The organism is Candidatus Omnitrophota bacterium (genome assembly GCA_026387175.1).
Lineage (GTDB): Bacteria > Omnitrophota > Gorgyraeia > 2-01-FULL-45-10 > 2-01-FULL-45-10 > CAIMPC01.
Map to the genome: position 1 here is coordinate 22,651 of JAPLME010000008.1, position 15,753 is coordinate 38,403.

9 protein-coding genes are annotated in these 15,753 nt (G+C 45.7%); 4 read left to right on the top strand and 5 right to left on the bottom strand.

The window, feature by feature from the left end; translation table 11 throughout:
- The first annotated feature begins 169 nt into the window (after positions 1 to 169).
- Together NTY76_04480 and NTY76_04485 are read left to right on the top strand one after the other, a co-directional pair.
- Positions 170 to 4,468, top strand: coding sequence for a hypothetical protein (locus NTY76_04480; protein MCX5678345.1), 4,299 nt, complete (start codon positions 170 to 172; stop codon positions 4,466 to 4,468).
- Positions 4,469 to 4,511: 43 nt separating this feature from the next.
- On the top strand, positions 4,512 to 5,954 hold the full coding sequence (locus tag NTY76_04485; protein MCX5678346.1) for a hypothetical protein: 1,443 nt from the start codon (positions 4,512 to 4,514) through the stop codon (positions 5,952 to 5,954).
- 38 nt (positions 5,955 to 5,992) lie between these two features.
- On the opposite strand, the gene NTY76_04490 is transcribed toward NTY76_04485, so the two are convergent.
- The 5 genes from NTY76_04490 to NTY76_04510 all read right to left on the bottom strand — a co-directional run bounded on the left by NTY76_04490 (position 5,993) and on the right by NTY76_04510 (position 9,551).
- On the bottom strand, positions 5,993 to 7,525 hold the full coding sequence (locus NTY76_04490; protein MCX5678347.1) for a YifB family Mg chelatase-like AAA ATPase: 1,533 nt from the start codon (positions 7,523 to 7,525) through the stop codon (positions 5,993 to 5,995).
- Positions 7,526 to 7,539: 14 nt separating this feature from the next.
- Positions 7,540 to 7,917 carry a YraN family protein gene (locus NTY76_04495; protein MCX5678348.1) on the bottom strand — a complete coding sequence of 126 codons (378 nt, stop codon included), beginning with the start codon at positions 7,915 to 7,917 and terminating at the stop codon, positions 7,540 to 7,542.
- Between the two features lie 4 nt (positions 7,918 to 7,921).
- Positions 7,922 to 8,185 carry a SpoVG family protein gene (locus NTY76_04500; GenBank protein ID MCX5678349.1) on the bottom strand — a complete coding sequence of 88 codons (264 nt, stop codon included), beginning with the start codon at positions 8,183 to 8,185 and terminating at the stop codon, positions 7,922 to 7,924.
- Positions 8,186 to 8,431: 246 nt separating this feature from the next.
- The gene (locus tag NTY76_04505) at positions 8,432 to 8,881 is read right to left on the bottom strand and encodes a zf-HC2 domain-containing protein (protein ID MCX5678350.1); all 450 of its coding nucleotides are present in this window, start codon (positions 8,879 to 8,881) and stop codon (positions 8,432 to 8,434) included.
- 112 nt (positions 8,882 to 8,993) lie between these two features.
- Positions 8,994 to 9,551: a sigma-70 family RNA polymerase sigma factor gene (locus NTY76_04510; protein ID MCX5678351.1), complete on the bottom strand. Its 558-nt coding sequence runs from the start codon at positions 9,549 to 9,551 to the stop codon at positions 8,994 to 8,996.
- 163 nt (positions 9,552 to 9,714) lie between these two features.
- Here NTY76_04510 and NTY76_04515 point away from each other — a divergent pair, with 163 nt between their 5' ends.
- Both NTY76_04515 and lysS read left to right on the top strand, forming a co-directional pair.
- A complete protein-coding gene (locus NTY76_04515; GenBank protein MCX5678352.1) occupies positions 9,715 to 14,286 on the top strand; it encodes a PAS domain S-box protein in 4,572 nt (1,523 codons plus the stop codon).
- Positions 14,283 to 15,746, top strand: a complete 1,464-nt coding sequence (lysS, locus tag NTY76_04520) for a lysine--tRNA ligase (GenBank protein MCX5678353.1) — start codon at positions 14,283 to 14,285, stop codon at positions 15,744 to 15,746. The genes NTY76_04515 and lysS overlap by 4 nt, the downstream gene beginning before the upstream one ends.
- Positions 15,747 to 15,753: the final 7 nt, after the last annotated feature.

A 15,753-nucleotide genomic window follows, 5' to 3' on the forward strand; every position in this document is an offset into this window, starting at 1 on the left:
TATTAATTTAACATAAATATATGATATAATCTCTCTACATATGTTAATATCCAGGAAAGGCCATAGTTTTTTATATAGAGCTACAATATCAATTGTAGTCTCTATTTTTGTGATCAATGACTTAGCTTTCGGGAATCTCCTGCTTTCACAGGAGGCCAATAAATCTGTATTGGCCCCGCCCTTAGCTACAAAACTCCAGGGCGCTTTCCGTGATAGATGGGCGCTAATTGATATAGGTTACATTATCGGTAGGATGCTGGTACTTGCCAGAGATCACAAACTCCAAAACCCAAAAAGCATTCTGATCCCTGTCATTAAGAGCCATATCCGCGATGGATCCGGTGAATCTGAAATGCTGCTCCAAGGATACGATATTGATGGCATAGAGGAGATTAGGGAGGATGGAGAGATAGTAGGCTTTGGCCTCCCCGTCACAGAGAATGGTGTCATAATACATAAGCTTGTTTATAATCTGCAAAGCGGTGGCAACTTCTTAGAAATGAGTGATGGAACGAAAGTTTATGTGAGGACAGAAAAATATACAACTGCTTTTGTAAAAAGGCTGATAGCCCATCCCGAAAGAAAACGTGAAATTCTTGCGGGTTTAACTGATGCTCAGAAAGAAGAGGTAATGCATAGAGCAGTTGAAGCATTACAATCTCAAATCAGGCAAGTTCCGAAAGTATATTTTGAAGATCACATTAAAAACTATGTTATACGGCTCAAGATACTTGCTATCCTGGGTATTTTAGACGGCATAGCTGTATATCCAATGATGGGGATAGATGTTTTCCCCGCCCAGTTTTGCCGGACCGTCGGTATAAATAGCGGGAATTACATCGACTACATGTTTCATGAAATTGAAGTTACAAAGCCTGAAGTGTACAATGCCGCGGGAGTGGATCCCTCCATTATACGTAATTCTCTGATCTATGAAAAAGACGATATCCTCGATATAAATGGGATAATAAGCCATGTGAATAGAAATAGAATTTCCGGCGAGGACCATACGGCCTTGATCCTTAAGGGGGTCTCATGGCTGAAGAAATACGGATTTAATCCTAAATGGTCGCTTAATGCGGCAGAAACATGTAGGGAGTATTTGATTCCGCTGTGCGATAAACTGCTTAAGGCCGGCGACCATATAGTGGCATTTAACGAAGATATGGAATACTGCGACTGGTTGATAAAAACCGGAGAGTATGAAGAGGTGGATTTAGGTATCGATAAAGATATTCTGATGAGCCCTGATATGAAATCATTGGCGCAACCCGTTAATGACAAAGGTGAGCTATCCAGAGATGTATTTGAGGTAGGGGCTGATTTTATTGTTTTACGAAAGAAGCCGAAGATTTTGCCGCAACTCACATCAGGTAAAGGTGCGGCACTCTCGGAACATGTCGGCATAGAAGCTCCTCTGTTATCCGAAGACGGCAAGTCGGATGTAGGATCTACAGCTTTATCATTCGAAGATAAATCACAGGCAGAGTCATTTCCCGTCATAGAACGCGGACGCGTCAATAATATCGATTATAAAATATGTTGGGCGAATCCAAAAGGCAAAGTATTCAGAGAAGACCGTAACCCCATACGTCAAAAACTCATAAAATTTTTAGAAGACCCAGGAAGAGTCGAGGCTGTCTTAAAAAATATAGGCAGTGACATAACATATAAAGAAATTGCCGTTGTAAATATTCAATATTTGAGAGCGTCTGAAAGAATAGTGTTCAGGATAAAATTATCACTGATCGATGGGGTTACAAACCGCACAGGGTTTCATGTCAATAGGCCAATCTTCGAAATGGCTGTCAAAAGCGCAAGAACATCCAATATGAATCAAGCTGAAGTATTTAAGGGGCTCAAAGGGATGGGCTTCGCACCCGAGTTTGGTGAACTGTTTGATGACATTTACTATGAGGAATGGATAAAAGGCCCGACAGTCCACGCAGGCGCGAAAAATGGCCTGAACAGTGAAGAAATCCGAAAAATAACGGCTACATGGATGAAAGTCGTAAGATATCTGTCAAATGGTAACAGCTATACTCAGTATCCTATAGATGTTAACCCGTCAAATATCATGTATAGGAACATAAGTAAAGAACCTGAATTTGTCGTTGTCGATATCCTTGAACGTAGACCCAAATATAATAACCCCGCGCTTTTTATACATAGCATAGTGAAATTTTATATCTATGGAAAGGGTTTCGGTATAAAATCTATAATCCCCAACGATATTAAGCCTATCTTAGAAGGTATATATGAGGGCCTTGGTTATGACAAAGCCAAGACGACAACTTTCCTTAAAGATGCCTTAAATCTTTGCGTGAATAAATTATACGATCCTATGGTACGTTCTGCTATAGAAGAATTTCTCGTGAAACTAGAACTTGATAATACTCGTCCACCAACTGCTGCGTTTGCTGCCAATGGGGCATCTGTGCCTGATATGTTTATGAAAAAGTATATTTCGATTGTTAAAATATTCATGCATCTGGGGATCGTGCCGGTGGACTCCGTTGAGATAATGAAGACGGTTTATAGCCCGGGCGTGGGTGAAGTCTGCCGTCTCATTGAAAAGGACCCCTCCTTGGAAGAAGAATTATTCGGAGTGACACCTAAATCTTTTCCCGTCATTCATAAGGAGATTAGGAAGATCGTTATCTTTTCGGATGGTTCTGCTGTTTTAGGTATGGGGACAAAAGGGCCTCATGTTATGCGAGCTGTCTCAGAGGGCAAGAGGATGCTCCTTAAGTGGTTCGGCGGAGTCGACGCGGACATAGCCTTTGTCGACACAAAGAAGCTGTGGAAACTATACAAAAAAGAAAGAGATCCCAAGAAACGGGCATTCCTGGCTAAAAAGATTGAGGATAAAGTCTTTGGGTCCGTGAAAAGCTATGTAGAGCGCGTGAAGCAGAAGGAAGGGCTTAAAACAGTTGTCATGCTAGAGGATATAGCCGCGCCTGTCTGCTTTAGCTTAGAGGAGCGTTTGAATGGTTCAGCGATCCCTACCATTCACGATGATCAGCATGGCACGGCCATTGTATTTGCGGGAGGGCTTTTACGCGCGGCAAGAGAGACTGGCAGAGAAAATAATATAGGTGCGATGAAAATTGTTATAGCTGGTGCGGGCTCAGCCGGGATAGCGACAGCGAGACTATTACATCGTTTAGGATTTGGCATCGATTTAAAAAATGGCGGGAATATAATAATGTTGGATAGTAAAGGCGCCTTGCATTCAGGCAGGACGGACATAAACGGGGAGAAGTCAGAAATGGCGGCTCTTAATATTCAAGGATTTTCGGGGAATAATATGGAAGATATACTTAAAGGCGCCGATGCTTTTATAGGATTAGCCGAGCCGGGATATTTGTGGGGCAAGGAGAAGGTTTTTGAAGGCATGAATAAAGATAGCGTTGTTTTCCTTGGAGCGAATCCTAAGCCTGAAGCGGATCCTGCCGTGTTGAAAAATATGCCGAATATTAGGTTCATCGCCACGGGAGCATTTGGCTACCCCCAGGGAAGCACTTTTAATAACAGCTATTCTTTCCCTGCGATCTTTCGGGCGCTTAGAGATGCTCCTCCTACATTGGAAAATTTTGATATCATGAAGATAGAAGAATCCGCGGCCTGGGCAATCTCGCGCCTTCCTCTTTCGCGGGATGACTTAATTGCCGGCCGGCTTTTGCCTCCGACATTCAGTGAAGGCAAATTTAATACCGCCGTATTTGCGAGTATTTTTCAAGAGGTCTCCCACGAAATCGGATCGAACGTCAACGTAGAAAGCGTTTTACGAAACATAGAGGGGCAGCACATGAGAGCATATGCGGCATTAACTGAAAGTGAGCGGGAAGCTTTAGCGATTACAGCGGCGCCCGCTCCTGCATCGCCTGAATCCGAAAGCATTCACTCCACAAACTTCCAAGATATCATTAACTACATCCAGGCACAACCACAAAGCCAGCCTCTTATAATAGCCCTAGGTACAGACTGGATGAGAGGATATGAGAAGGGAAAAACTCAGTACAATGCCCTTAACCCGCTTATAAGCTCGATACGTAACTACTGTGAATCAAAGGGTATACCGTTCATTGTCGACGAAGATAACAATCTGCCTGGCCGAATAAATACTGAAAAAACAAGAGACGGCAAGTCAAACGCGAAAGTAATCGTGTTAGCTGGAAAAGATACGGTCAAGTTGCCTGAATTTGCGCCACTGAGGGATGATAAGAACGTTGTAGTAGGAATTAGTAAGCAGGAGCCTGCAACCGACGAATATATATATATCCGACTGATGGAGATGTTAACACTTGCTCTAAAATTATCCGTAGGCATAGAAACCATCCCCGATAATACTCCAATAAAGATTGTAAAAGACGATAAGCTCCATATATACATATTTATTCCTCCCGCCCAGCCAATGGATTACGAGAAACTTAAGGCTATCTACAGAGTCCAGGAGTTCGCGTAATCGTTTCGACATTTGTAGATAGTTCATGGTATATTGATAAAACATGGGTATCCCATCAAATAAAAAGAAGCTCCTGATAGGCTTCGTTCTTATCTCCGCTATATTTCTCTTCCTAAGGCTTAAAACATTAGGCCATCTCCTGATGTGGGACGAGGCATGGAATATCCTTTCATTGAGAGCGTTCCTGAGTAACGCTAAAGCGGATCCTTTCTACTGGGGATATTTTTTCCACCCTCCTTTTTACATGACTTTCGCGCGGTTCTTCGCGCCGTTTCAAGCGGGATTCGATATAAGGCTGGAGTCGCTTTCCTTAGTATTTTCATATGCGACGTTATTAGTCACCTATCTATTGAGCGCAAGGATAGGGGGATGGAAATACGCATGGATGAGCGGGCTCTTATTGAGCCTGATGCCCGCGTCAATAGGCTATGACACATGGATAAAGAGGGACGGCCTGGCATCGGTGTTATGCTACCTTGCCATTTTACTATTATTAAAGAGAAAATTCTTCTGGTGCGCCATAGCGCTTTCCTTCGCTTTATTAAGTAAGGAGAGCGCGCTATTTTTTATCGTTGCCGTCGTGCCGATATTGTTTCTATTGAAAGAGAGGATCACTATAAAAAAGATTACGGTAATGTGCGCGACGATATTTATCCTTACATCATGGTGGTATATATTATTTAGCTCTCTCACCAAAACAGTTTTTAAAATTTATTTTCAAGCAACAGATTATTATACATTGTGGGCAAATTCCCCTATATATTATTTCAAGAAATTACTGCCGGACCTGGGAGCGGCAATGCTTCTCTTTTTCATAATAGGAGCATTCTATATTTTATATCTGATATTCCATAATAAGCAATTCAGGTGGGGCATACCGCTCATCATTGTAGCGGCCGTATACATTCCAAGCTCTTTCTTCATCACGGCTAAGGCCCCGTGGCTATGTTTATCCGCCCGCCCGGCTCTGGCAATGGCCGCCGGCGCAGGGATGCTGCTCTTAATAAAGATGACGAAAAGATCGAGATTAATTTTAGCGATCCTGATCCTATCTTTTATGTACACTCTTTATACCGGACTGGCCTTCTCATATCCGCAATATCATATGGAAACGCATCCGAACGGTTGGCCGGGAGCAGACGCCTCGAAAAAGCTTGCCTGCTACCTCAATGAACATATGAAGGACGACGATAGATTGATGATCACGGAATTTGCTTATTGGAGCATGCCTGTCTGCGCAGTATTCTTATATTATTGGAAAGGATGCCCGATAGAGATAATAAAAGGGGAGCAGAAGGCCGAGAATGTAATAAAAGAGATAGCTATGAATAAAATATCATGGTTTGTGATAGCCGACTCACCTCATCCAACTCTCAATTTTCATCCGCTGGTAAAAGATGCAAGCAATTCAGTATTGGGAAAACCCGTTCCAGTCGGCTGGTCATATGTCTGGAATACAAAGAAATTATGGTCAAGTGATAAGTAGTTATTCTTAGCTATTCTAACCTGGTTAGATTTGCCAGGTTACCCCCACAGATTCCTGTCAAGGCTCCTGTAAGAGATCGCCTCCGAGATATGATGTGCTTCGATGACGTCTTTTCCGTCCAGATCGGCTATAGTGCGCGATACCTTCAAGATCTTGTCATAGGCCCTTGCGGAAATGCCGAGCTCCAGGATCGCGAGCTTTAGCAATTCCTCACTCTCTTTATCGAGCATACAGTATTTTTCAAGCTCGGCAGATTCCAAGCGCGCGTTGAAATATAGGCCATCGTTTTTGTAACGCGATCTCTGGATCTCCCGCGCCTTATCTACACGCTTTCTTATCTCTTCCGACGGCTCACCACGGCGCTTTTCCGTAAGATGCTCCATTTTAAGCCGGGGGACCTCCAAGTGTATGTCGATCCTGTCCAGAAGCGGCCCTGATATTTTTGAGAGGTAGTTCTGTATCTGCATCGGCGAGCAGTGACATTCCCGTTTCGGGTCCGTGAAGTAACCGCACGGGCAGGGGTTCATTGCCGCGACAAGCATAAACTTGGCGGGGTAGGTGAGTGTGTTGGCGACTCTTGCTATGGTCACCGAGCCTTCCTCTATAGGCTGCCTTAATGCCTCGAGTACGTTCTTCCTGAATTCCGGAAGCTCATCTAGAAAGAGGACGCCGTTATGTGAGAGGCTTATCTCCCCGGGGCTTGGATTAGTTCCTCCCCCGACAAGCGTGGCGTCCGATATAGTATGATGCGGAGAGCGAAACGGCCTGGTGCCCATAAGGACTCTATTTGTCGGAATCAGCCCGGCCACGCTGTGTATCTTCGATGTCTCGAGCGACTCTTCGATCGTCATCTCAGAAAGGATCGTGGGCAGCCTTTTAGCAAGCATGCTTTTTCCGGAGCCGGGAGGGCCTATTAAGAGGACGTTGTGTCCGCCGGCAGCCGTGACCTCGAGCCCGCGCTTGACGTGTTCTTGGCCTTTTACATCACGAAAGTCTATCTTATACTTTGAATTTCTCTTTAATAGTTGTTCGCTATTAGAAAACTCTCTTTTTATTTCGATCTTTTTGTTTATAAAGTCAACGACCTCTTTAAGCGTTCTGGCAGGGTAGACCTCGATATCTTTTACTGCAGCAGCCTCCTTTGCGTTATGGCCTGGCAGGATGAAATTCGTCTTATCCATAGATTTTAGTCCCAGGGCAATGGCAAGGGCGCCTTTTATCGACTTCAGCTTACCGTCCAGAGATAGCTCTCCGCAGAATATATATTCTTTCAACTCCGCGCATTCGATGACGCCTTCACATAAAAGCACCGATAGGGCGATAGGCAGGTCGAGATCCGCACCCTCTTTTTTTATATATGCCGGTGCGAGATTTATCGTTATCTTCTTAGCCGGAAATGAATACCCCGAATTTCTTATCGCGGCTTTTATCCGATCCCGGGACTCCCTTATCGCGGTGTCCGGCAGGCCCACGATATTGAAGGCCGGTAACCCTCCGCCGATGTCCGCTTCGACAGTAACTTCATAGGCATTGATCCCTAAAACACAGCTTGAATATATTTTCGCGATCATCGACACTCTCCTTATTAGTAATAAATTTCCTCTACAGCATTTTCAATGTGTTCTATCTTCTCCAATGCGTGTTGACAGTCTAATTTCACAGAGATCACATCTATCCTCCAGCTTGAATCGACGCGTCCGTATCTTTTTAAATAGAACAGGGCATTTTTTATGATATGAGCCTGCTTGACCCTCGTCACGGACAGGAAGGGTGGGCCGAGAGAAGAAGTAGTCCTGGTTCTTACTTCTATAAAGACTATTGAACCTTCGTGTGTTGTCACTATATCCAGTTCGCCGAAAGGCGTTCTGAAATTTACGCACTTAATTCTATAGCCTTTAGCTTTTAAGAACTCCAAGGCAAGTTTTTCGCCCAGGCTTCCTATCTCTTTTTTCTCCCGGCCCATCTATTTATCCTCCGTAGGCTTCCAACACCACCTTTTCTATCTCGTCCTTGATCTCCCGGCTTAACGGGATGACGGTGTTGTACCACTTACCATCCTTACCGGCCTCGCGAGGCATGCTCACGAAGAGGCCGTCCTTACCCTCTACCACCCTCAGGCCGTTTATGACCAGGCTATCCATGACCGACATGTCACAGAAAGCTTTTGTGGCACCCTCGCCGTCCAGCTTATGTATGCGCGTTACGGCAAGCTTCAGATCTTCCTTTACCATTTGATTCACCTCCTTTCAAATGAGCGCATTGCGTGCTCCCACTATATAAAGACGCTGAAAGTGCCAAAATTGTTGCAATTTATTTTAAAATAAATTGCATCCCGTGGGTTTTCCGCAAAGGGATTGCAAAATTCTCAACAATATTTTATTCCAATTTTGTCCCGAGCTCGCATCTAAGTGGCCGAGGGGCAAACTTTTTTAAAATAATTTTATCCCGGGACAGGGCAGAGGAGCGGGTTTTATGGGTTATGATCTCTTGTTGCGGTCTATATCAAGCGTCTCAAGGGCGTCACCTGCGCCTCTTGCGCCGTCTCTTTTCCACGCTTCATATATCATGACGAGCATTCTGGTAGATTTCGAGTCCGCTACCCACTTCATGCCCAAGAGTAGAGTAGCTACCAGCAACTGTATAAAAAATCGCGGGGTTATGAATGAGAAAGAGAATGATATTATGGCCAGCAGAAGGTAAATATTTATTTTTTTCATAGTAATTTCCCTCAATTTTTTAAATGGTCTCTTTTTGTCGAATGCAGTAACAGCTTCATGGGCCGCCACGATTATATTCAGACATTGATCGCAAGAGCTTAGGTGCTTTTCCAGCTGCTCCCGCTTATCTTTCGACAGGCCTCCGGCAAGAAAATCCGCAAGCACATACTCTGCAGGATGCGCGGTTATTTTTGTATTCAGATTGACCATATATCCTCCATATATAAAGACGCTAAAAAGGCCAAAATTGTTGCAAATTATTTTAAAATAATTTGCATCCCGTGGGCTTTCCGCAAAGGGATTGCAAACTTTTTTAAAATAATCATTTGAACTCCTCTAAATGTTTCTTCAATTTACCCTTAGCCCTTTTTATATAATTGGAAACAGTCCCTTTTGGCAGGTTTAATATATCGGCTATCTCTTCGTATTTTTTATCATGCAGGAGATTCAATTTTATAATGAGCCTTTCCTTGGGAGGCAGTCTCTCCATAGCTTCGTCTATTTTTTCAGAAAGCTCATCCTTGCCCAGCTCTTCAGGGGGAGTCGGACCGGAAGAGGGGATAAGCTCTATGAGCTCAGTTTCTCCTATCTTATCAGACAGAGAGACCATCTTTTCAGGTTCTATGCGCCGCCTATTACGCATATATTGCATCGCGGCATTGCCCGATACTATGGCAATCCAGTAAGGGATACTGTCAGGGTTCCTGACATTATTGAGTTTCTTACCTGCGCATATCGAGGCAAGGATGTCCTGCTGGATATCCAGTATTTCTTCATGACCCAGCGTAATGCCGCATCCTCTCAGCCGTTTTTCAATAGCCGTATATACGAGTTTTACGTATTTTTTAACGAATTGGCTGGTAAAAGGGTCTTTGTCCATGATGGCACTTTAGCATAAAATATGCTAAAAAGTCAAATAAATTTAATCTTTTATCAATTTAACATAATCGGCTAAATTACCCCATCATTTGACTTATTCCGTTTATATAGTATAATTACTGTAATATTGGCGGATTGTCTAAAAACGCAAGAGGAGCCACACATTGGCGGATACCGATAATAAAGATTCAGGGCCTTTAAACGAATATCTGGTAGATGGCAAATATTCGATAAAGGACCTTGTCGACATTAAAGGGCTGCGCCCTATATTCGAAATGCTGTCTGAATTGACCGGAGTCGCGATAGGGCTTAACTCATATCCGGATGAGGAGATCCTGGTAGCTACGGCATGGTCGGATATCTGCACAAAATTCCATAGAGCCAACCCCGAATCGGCCAAGGCCTGCCTTAAGAGCAATTTGGCTTTGAGCGGTAAACTGAAAAAAGCCGGCGACATTAACATCGAGTATTGCGATAACGGGTTGGTGGACGGCGGGACGCCTATAATAGTTAAAGACAAGCATATCGCGACGCTTTTCGCGGGGCAGGTCTTTTTTCATAAGCCCGATATTGAAAAATTCAAAGAGCAGGCCCGAGTTTTCGGATACGATACTGAGAGATACCTGGAAGCCGTTAATAAAGTAAGTGTTATTACGAGCGAGAGATTCAAGTCAGTCCTTTCATTGCTTGGCAGGATAGCCTCATTAATCGCGGAGTTGGGCTATAACAACCTGGAAGTCAAGAACAGAAATCTGGGGCTTCGGGATGATGTGCTCTACCGCGAGAAGGCCGAAGCCAGGATAATACATCTTAACTCCATCCTTAGAGCAATCAGCAGCGTATCCCAGCTTATGATAAAAGAAAAGGACAGGAGCGCACTTCTCGCAAAAACTTGCCGTATATTGGTCGATAGCAGGAATTACCGTCTGGCATGGATAGGGTTGATCGAAAATGGGACGTTTGAGATAAAGCCTGCTGCTTGCGCGGGCTTTGATGATGGATATCTTGAAAGTATTCATGTCACCTGGGATGATTCACCGAACGGCCAGGGTCCTACAGGTATAACCGTAAAGACAAGAAAACCGTCTATAGCAAACGATATTGCCACCGATCCAAGTTTCGCGAACTGGCGGGGTGAGGCGATAAGACGCGGTTATCGTGCTATGGTCTCAGTGCCCGTAGTCATGGAGGAGCGTATTTACGGTGTCATAAATGTATATTCCGATCACCCTAATGCCTTTGACGAACAGGAGGTCAGCCTGCTTGCCGAATTGGCCGGAGATCTGGGATTTGCTTTATACACCGCGGAGATCGAATCAGAGAGGCGGGAATCTGAAAAGGCCCTGGTTGTGTCGGAGGAGAGTTATCGTTCCATATTCGATTCGGCAAATGACGCGATCTTCATCCAAGACATAGAAACGGGCCGAATAATAGACGTCAACCAGAAGGCCTGCCAGATGTATTTGTACAGTGAGAATGAGATGCTGCACCGCAGCATAGGAGACTTGAGCCTTGGCGAGAGCCCGTATACACAGGAAGACATGATCAATGTAATAAATAAGACTTCCAGCGGAGAGCCGCAGCTGTTTGAATGGGTCGCGAAAGACAGGGCCGAGAGGCTCTTCTGGGTGGAGATCAATCTGAAACGGGCCGTAATAAACGGAAAATACCAGATACTGGCGATTGTGCGCGATATCACCGATCGTAAAAATACGGAAGAGAGATGGGAGAAGATACACGAGACATTCCTGAGCTTCGGGCCCGACCCTTCTGAAAACATTAACAAGCTTACCGCCTTGTGCGGAGAGATCATGGGCGCCGACTGTGCCATGTATAACAGGCTCGAGGGCGAAACATTGCATTCATGCGGACAATGGAACGTGCCGCCCGGGTTTCAGGAGATGGATATGGCTCAGGGCCATATCTGTTACGATGTTATTAAGAAAGGCTCCGATGATATAACCGTTATAAGCAATCTTCAGGAGAGCGGGTATGCCGAGACCGATCCCAACGTTAGAAGCTACAATCTCCATACATATGTCGGGCAGGCCGTAAAAGTCGGCGGCGAATATATCGGCACATTATGCGTGGTATACCAGCAGGATATCGAGCCTTCGGATGAAGACAAAGAGATAATGGGCTTCATCGCGCACGCCATAAGCGTCGAAGAGGAGCGCAAGAGCTCGGAAGAGATAAACCAGATGGCGCAGTTCGCGATCGAGCGTTCCGGCAGCTCTGTATTCTGGATAGGTCCGGATGCCCGGATCCTGCATGTCAATGATATGGCGTGCACATCCTTAGGATATTCACGCGAAGAGTTATTGGCCATGACCGTATCCGATATAGATCCGAGTTATTCCGGAGATGTCTGGCCGCGGCATTGGAAAGAGATCAAAGATCGCGGTTCCTTCCTTATTGAGACGCAGCATCGCCGGAAAGATGGCACTACATTTCTGGTGGAGGTCTCTGTCAATTATCTTGAGTTCCAGGGCAACGAATATAATTTCGCGTCCGCCCGGGATATAACAGAACGAAAGGCCCAGGAGGAAGAGCTGGTCAGGCGCGACTATCAGCTCGAGATCCTTTCGCGCACCAGCCAGCATATTAACGCGATCCTGGAAGTGCCGACGATATTGAGAACGCTGATAGCCGCGGCTATAGAGCTTGTCGATGCCACCGCCGGAACGGCGGGAGTGGTGGTGGGCGATAATGTGGTATTCAAAGAATACCACAAGGATGGCAAAATTTATTCTGTCGATTATACATTTAAGCCCGGCGAGGGCCTGTGCGGATGCATAACAAAGTCGTTGAGGACGTATATCTCCAATGACGTTGAACATGATCCCAGCGTGCTTCCTGAATTTAAGGAGATGCTCGGGCTGCATAACCTGATCAGCATACCGATATTGAACAGGGAAGGAAAACTGCTCGGATGCCTGGAGCTATATAACAAGAAGGATGCCAGGCAGTTCGATGCCCAGGATGTCTTTATGCTTCAAGGCATGGCGGCTGGAGCGGCCGTAGCGCTCGAGAACGCCAATATGCTCGTGCAGCGTAATAAGAGCCAGGAAGAGCTCGCGTGGCAAAAGATGTTTTATGAGAATCTTCTGAACGAAGCGAATATATGGATAGAGGTTGTGGATAAGGAAGGGAAGACCCTGCTGTGGAATAAAAAAGCTGAGGAGATCACCGGTTTTAAAAGAGAAGAGATCATAGGTAATCTGAAAAAATGGGAGCTGGAATATCCGGATCCGAAGCAGAGGGGCAGGCTTATTAATTTTGTAAAAAAGTTAATACCCTCAGGTAAAAATATAAAAGATCTCGAGACCGAGATAGCGACGTTGGTGAACGGTACGAAGACGATGTCATGGTCTTCCACGATAATCTGCGACAGCTATGGCAAGATAATAGGCAGCATGTTTCTCGGTAACGATGTTACGGAACGCAAGGCTATCGAGAAGGAAAGGGAATCCCTCAATAAAGAGCTTACCAAGACTAACAAGAGATTGAGCCAGCTTGCCCTGAAAGACTTCGAGACAGGACTGCATAATCACCACTATCTGATGGAAGCGATAGAGCCGGAACTCTATCGGGCCAAGCGTTACGTCCATCCGCTATCGGTGGTAATGATAGATATCGATTATTTCAGGTCCATCAACGACCTTTATGGCCACGAATTCGGCGACATGGTATTGAAGCAGTTTGCGACTCAGCTGAAAAAGATGGTGCGCCGCTATGACATAGTGGTGCGTTTCGGGGGAGAAGAGTTTATAATACTCTCTTCCGGCGCGGACAGGACAAGGGCCATTGCCCTCGCGCACAGGCTCATGGAAGCGTTATCCATCTACAATTTCGGCGACGACAAACATTCCGTGAAGATCAGGATGAGTATGGCGGTGGCATCATATCCGGATGACCCGATCGAGAACGGGATGGATCTCGTGCATCTTGCCGAGAAGCTGCTGGACAAGGCGAAGGAGGCCGGCGGGAACAAAGTATTTTCTTCGATAGACACTAAGAACGGCAAAAAACACGTACCTGTCGAAAGCGAGCCGACCGATATCCAGTATCTCAAAAAGAAGATATCGAGCCTTACGAAACGCGGAAGGCAGAGCCTGATGGAGTCTATCTTCGCTTTTGCCAAGACTATCGAGATGAGGGACCATTATACGGGCGAGCACGCTGATTCCACCGTCCACTACGCGACCCAGATAGCGAGGGCATTGAAGCTCGAACAGGAAGAGATAGACCATGTGAGGCAGGCTGCAATATTGCATGACCTGGGCAAGGTTGGCATAAGCGACAAGATCCTGCTGAAGAGATCCAAGCTCACCAAAAAAGAATTTGATGAGATTAAAAAACATCCGCAGATCGCGGCTGATATAATAAGGCCGATACAGTTTATGAAAGATATAATACCGCTCATTCTTTATCATCATGAAAAATGGAACGGTACCGGTTACCCTATGGGTATAAAGGGCCAGTCGATCCCCGTGGGCGCAAGAATAATATCGATAGCGGACGTTTACCAGGCGTTGACTTCGGACAGGCCTTATAGAAAAGCTTTCTCGAAGAAAGAGGCGATGAAGATATTAAAAGAGAACGTGGGGATACAATTCGATCCGAAGATAGTCAGGATATTTCTCAATATATTAAAAGGGGAAAAAGACAGGCGTCGTCCTGCGGTACCCGCAGGCAATGAACATGAGCATGAGAGGGCAAAGGGAAAGGTATGATAGGGGATATAGAAGAGAATGAATTGGTAAGGCAGAGGAAAGAGAAACTTAAGGCAATTACGGATTCCGGCGTTTACGCATACGGCGGAAAATTCCAGACAACTGCGAATATCGGGGGTTTGAGGGCTGACTTTGTCGAAGGCAAGACCATTGTCGCGGCCGGCCGTGTAATGGCGGTCAGGCTGCACGGCAAGAGCATGTTCTATGATCTGAAAGACTCCTCAGGCAAAATACAGGCGTATATAAAAGAAGACACCATCGGAGCCGATAACTTCGCCTCAATAAAGAACAATATCGATATAGGCGATTTCGTAGGAGTGTCCGGCGAGACCTTTAAGACGCGCACCGGAGAGCCTACGATCGTTGTAAAAGAGTTCAGGATACTATCGAAATCCTTGAGGCCGCTTCCGGAGAAGTGGCACGGCCTTAAAGATGTCGAGACGCGGTATCGTCAGCGTTACGTCGATCTTATAGTCAATGATGATGTTAAAAATATATTCATCGCCCGTTCAAAGATAGTAGCGGGTATCCGCAAATTCCTGGATTCGAAGGGCTTTTTAGAGGTGGAGACGCCGATGATGCAATCGATAGCCGGCGGCGCGGCAGGCAAGCCTTTCAAGACCCATCACGAGGCGCTCGACATAGATCTCTTCTTAAGGATAGCTCCGGAGCTTTACCTGAAGAGGCTTCTCGTAGGAGGATTCGAGAAGGTTTACGAGATCAATAGGAACTTCCGCAATGAAGGCATCTCGATAAAACATAACCCTGAATTCACAATGCTCGAAGTCTATGAAGCCTATTCCGATTGCGCGGGCATGATGAAGCTTACGGAAGATATGATCACCTCGCTTGCCCGTGATGTGCTGGGCAAGACGGAGCTTGAATATGGCGGCAAGGTCATCGATCTCTCGAAGTGGGAGAAAGTCTCCTTTGCGGAGCTGATGAAAGCGGAGTTCGGTATAGCCCCGGAAGATCCGCCGCAAATGTGGATAAAGAAGCTCAAAGATAAAGGCATAGAGATAGAAGGAAAAGAGGTCTCGAGAACCCAGGTGATCAATATAGTGGGTGAACTGGTTGAGCCCAAAGCGCATAACCACCCTGTCTTTGTCGTAGATATGTTTAAAGAAATGTGCCCGCTGGCTAAGACCAAGGCCGATAACCCCGCGCTCTCGGACCGTTTCGAGCTCTATATGGGCGGTATGGAGATAGCGAATGCCTATTCTGAATTGAACGATCCGATCGAACAGAGGAGCAGGTTAATGGAGGACCTCGCTGCCGCCAACGATAAGCGGCGGGTCATTGACGAGGACTTTGTCACGGCCCTGGAATACGGTATGCCTCCCGCGGGAGGCCTCGGTATAGGCATAGACAGGCTGGTCATGATACTTACGAATTCCCTATCAATACGGGATGTGATACTTTTCCCGCAATTAAAACCCCTCGCTCCCGGAAAATTTTAGGAGATTT